The following is a 4227-nucleotide window of genomic DNA, read 5'->3' as shown; positions in this document are numbered from 1 at the left end:
CAAAACAGCCGAATTTACGGAACCAAAAGGAGCTCGAAACAGCGGCTGAGTCGTCTGACCGGTAATACTTCTGACAATAGCATCCGTCTCTGAAAGTTCTGTCTTTATTTCGCTTGCCGTCAATTGAGTGAAGTCGGCATGGGAATAAGAGTGATTGGCAAGTTCATGTCCGGCAGCAGCGATGTTCTTAATCGACTGGGGGTGATTGTCCGTTCCTGAACCGGTTAGAAAAAAAGTAGATGTGACTTTTTGAGAAGAGAGGATTTGAAGAATTTTTCCGATATTCGTTCCGTCTGAACCATCATCAAACGTTAGTGCAACAAGCTTGCCTGCAGTGTTACCTTTTGTAACGAATTTAGAACTTGCAGCATCAATCTGAGTGGAAAATGTAAAAAAGGAGACTAAAAGAAGAAAGATGACCACAATGACTTTCAGCAATTTCGTATGCATCCCATTCACCTCTTCTATTGTTTAGAAAAGCATTGCTCCTAAGGAATCACTACTGAAAATACTGTCGGTTTATGTCTATTATACTACGACCCTTAAAGAGAAAGCACTGCCATTAAATGGTCATACTAGACAAATGATAGAATTCCAGTTTATGGATGACCCCTTAGGGAACTTGTTTTAGTAAAGGAGATTTAAAACAAGGAGGAGTTGTATCAATGCCAGCTATTGAAGAGTTGTTAGGAAGTGAAGCCGAGTATCTGCTGAGCCACGAATGCCAGACTTTTCCAAAAGAGAACCTTTACCTCCCTGGACCGGATTTTGTCGATCGAGTTTACAAATCCACTGATCGCTCACCCGTTGTACTTAGGAATCTTCAAAGTTTATTTGACCATGGACGTTTAGGAGGCACGGGCTATCTGTCCATCCTCCCCGTTGATCAAGGAATTGAACATTCAGCGGGTGCCTCTTTCGCACCCAACCCGATGTATTTCGACCCTGAAAACATTATTAAACTCGCTCTTGAAAGTGAGTGCAATGCCGTCGCTTCGACAGTTGGCGCACTCGGTTCCATCTCAAGAGACTACGCACACAAAATTCCATTCATTGCAAAAATCAATCACAATGAATTGCTTTCCTATCCAAACACCCACGACCAAATCATGTTCGGCTCCGTTCAACAAGCCTATAACATGGGGGCTGTCGCTGTGGGGGCTACCATCTACTTCGGTTCAGAGGGAAGTAACCGTCAAATCCAGGAAGTCGCTCAAGCATTTCAATACGCGCATGAACTAGGTCTTGGCACCATCCTGTGGGCTTATCTTCGTAACCCGATGTTTAAAACGGCATTTGGAGACTACCACCTCTCCTCTGATTTGACCGGTCAGGCGATCCACCTGTCAGCAAGTCTTCAGGCAGACATCGTGAAACAAAAGCTTCCAACTTTGAACGGCGGATACAACGCTCTTGCTTTCGGAAAAACCCATGACAAAGTGTACACAGAATTGACCTCCGACCACCCGATCGACCTTACCCGTTATCAGGTCGCCAATTCCTATATGGGGCGTGCCGGTTTGATAAATTCCGGAGGCGGATCTGCTGAACGTGACTTAAATGAAGCCGTTAAAACCGCCGTCATCAACAAAAGAGCCGGTGGCATGGGTTTGATTATGGGACGAAAAGCCTTCCAGCGTCCGATGCAAGAAGGCTCGGAGATCATACAGGCTGTCCAGGATGTTTATACTGATGAATCGATTTCGCTTGCTTAATCCCGTCACTTAATAAAAGTTCAGTGCTCTGGTGATAGATAATCACCCAGCACTGAACTTTTGTTATTTCATAAGATGATATAAAAACCTATGTTTAATCGATAGCATATTTCACTCCCCCCCAATAAATAGTCTATGGGACTATAAAAGTTATAAGTTTATTAATTACTGTGTAAGCAAGGCTTAGAAATAGGCTAGGAATTCTCTTACCTAGCGACACTCGTCCATTCCAAACCAAGAACGCATACATATATTAATATTGAGTCAAAAGAAACTTGTCTTAGGATATAGTATTATTTGTTACCTTTTGACAACTATATATTAAGGAGTGAATAGTATGAGAAAAAACACTGGTTGTGGAAACGGCCATAAAAAGTGCCCGCCTATGCCTCAAAACGACGTAGCAAAGTCCCGCAGTTTATCTACTCAATCTGAGCAGTTTGCTGTACAAGGTGCTGAAGAAGAAACGGTCGTACTTGGAGATGTGTTGATTCAATCTCTGACAGAAGCAGACTTTCACCTACCATCATACGCTACGGCTATTAAAAACATTGAGAAAAACATCCACTTAACTCAATGTAAAGCTATCCCAGTTCCTGGTAACCGTAATTATGTCAAGCTGTTCGTAGAAGGATTTGTACACAAAAATATTCAATATGTCGAAGATGGATACGGGTATGTAAAAGATTACAGCATTGACATTCCATTCAAAGCTTATGACCAAGTACAGCTTGCGAACCCAGTAGAATATCCATTCGATTTTGAATACAGTGTAAAAGACAATGTTCTTCAATACAGAGAGCTTGCTAAAAACGGAATGGAAGCAGACCGTTGTGAATTTGGTTCATTAACATTTGAAATTAACAATGAGCCGATCAAGTGTAAACTTCTTGCATCTGCAGTAAACCAATTGGATATTATCCACAATTTTGACAATTGGGGACGCTTTAACAAAGTCACTGAAAAAATGGATATCAACCTAGTTATCAAACTTACTCAAAAACAACAAGATCCCGACCCTAACTTGCCAGATCTCCCTCCAAATGATGCTGCCTGTGCTGCTAAACCTGAATCCGTGTACAACAGATTCAGAAGAATTACTGGACGCTAAAAGTACAAAAGGGTGTCTCTTTTAAGAGACTCCCTTTTTTTAATCATAACAAAACGTTTGAGCTTCTATATATTGTTGCTGCAAAAGATCTATCCGTATATGAACATTCCCTTGAATGGAGATTTTCTGCCCCTTATCAGTGGGATGAAGTGTATGATTCCAGGTAGACTGAAAGCTTTGCAGTTGTTCTTCAATGGGACTCACAAAATCTTGATAGAATTCATAATGAGAGCTTCCCTCATGATCAGTTTTAAAATTATATTCTTTTTGATGTTTCTTTGAATGTACAGGTTCATGCAGCCATCTCACATCCTCTACCTTATCCCAATGCACAGGGATCTTAACGGTGCGAATGGTGTGGTATTTGTGATCAGTTACATATTTTATATCTGCAATAAGGACGCCTTTGAAAAACACAGTTGATGTTGGCAAAACAACGTTGGTCTTTATCGAATTTAACGACCATTCGACGTCTATGATTTCAACTACTTGATCTTTAATATCTAATGAATGCATAAGATCGATGTCAACAACTGTTCTGGAAAGTAACACAGGGAGTCTAACTAATTGGCCTTTTCTTTCAACTTTACAGTTCAGTTCGCAGTTCAGACTCTCTTCCTTATCTTCACCGTCAATGACAAGTTCCTCTTTAAATAAATCTATTAACGGAGTGGAAGATTCTTCATTATCGCAATCCAATTCACTGTCGTTAGAGGAACACTCCTCCTCCACTAGTTCAAGAAAGTCTTTGGAAGAACTTTCTTCCTGATCATTGCTTGAATCTATTTCATATTCTGATGAAGAAAGATCATCGTCTAAAGAATATACATCCTCTGTAAAAGAATATTCATCTTCGCTTGAGGCAGACTCGAATTCCTCAATGGATTTACTGGGCGAATCCAGTTCCAATGGAGATTCGTCTAGCATGGAAGAAATTTCTTCAAAAATCAATGAGCTGTCTTTAGAAGATATCACGTTTTCATAATCAAACTCTTCCTCTTTGAAAGAATCGAATTCTTTCTCTGCTTCTGATGAAGATGGATCTGCTACTTCATCGTTTATTTCTTTTTGGGAATAATAGTAGTGTTTAAAGCTGGAAGATTCATCGTTGGCACCCTCTTCAATAGATGAAACGATATCTTTTAAGATCGAATAGTCTCCATCGAAAAACGGATCTTCTTTAGAATAGCTTTCTTCCTGTTGGATGAACTCTTCTTCGGAAAATGAAGATTCTCCTAACATGGAGAGAAACTCTCCTATGAGAGAATCCACCTGGCTTTTATGTTCTATAGACGTACTCTCCTCACGCTCCGATTTTTCCGCACTTTCGGATTCCATGTTCTCGTATTTGAATGTAGTTGATGGCTCCTCAAGCTTTTTAGTATTTTTTTTGCTGTTGAT

The 4227-nt window shown here is 40.3% G+C and carries 4 protein-coding genes; 2 read left to right on the top strand and 2 right to left on the bottom strand.

Translation table 11 applies throughout. The annotated features are described in order from the left end of the window. A partial coding sequence (locus tag LD39_RS12295) for a polysaccharide deacetylase family protein (RefSeq protein ID WP_035546973.1) occupies nucleotides 1-450 on the bottom strand: 450 nt, incomplete at its 3' end. A 215-nt stretch (nucleotides 451-665) separates the two neighbouring features. On the opposite strand from LD39_RS12295, the gene LD39_RS12290 reads away from it, so the two are divergent. Together LD39_RS12290 and LD39_RS12285 are read left to right on the top strand one after the other, a co-directional pair. Beyond that, a complete protein-coding gene (locus tag LD39_RS12290; protein WP_035546970.1) occupies nucleotides 666-1715 on the top strand; it encodes a class I fructose-bisphosphate aldolase in 1050 nt (349 codons plus the stop codon). 337 nt (nucleotides 1716-2052) lie between these two features. After that, the gene (locus tag LD39_RS12285) at nucleotides 2053-2826 is read left to right on the top strand and encodes a CsxC family protein (RefSeq protein WP_197061424.1); all 774 of its coding nucleotides are present in this window, start codon (nucleotides 2053-2055) and stop codon (nucleotides 2824-2826) included. A gap of 39 nt (nucleotides 2827-2865) precedes the next feature. Here LD39_RS12285 and LD39_RS12280 read toward each other — a convergent pair. Next, the coding region (locus LD39_RS12280; protein WP_035546968.1) for a hypothetical protein at nucleotides 2866-4227 on the bottom strand (1362 nt) is incomplete at its 5' end.

This window comes from Halobacillus sp. BBL2006, assembly GCF_000786645.1.
Taxonomy (GTDB): Bacteria; Bacillota; Bacilli; order Bacillales; family Halobacillaceae; genus Halobacillus.
The sequence above is the reverse complement of the archived record's forward strand: the minus strand, read 5'-3'. Positions and strand labels throughout refer to the sequence as shown.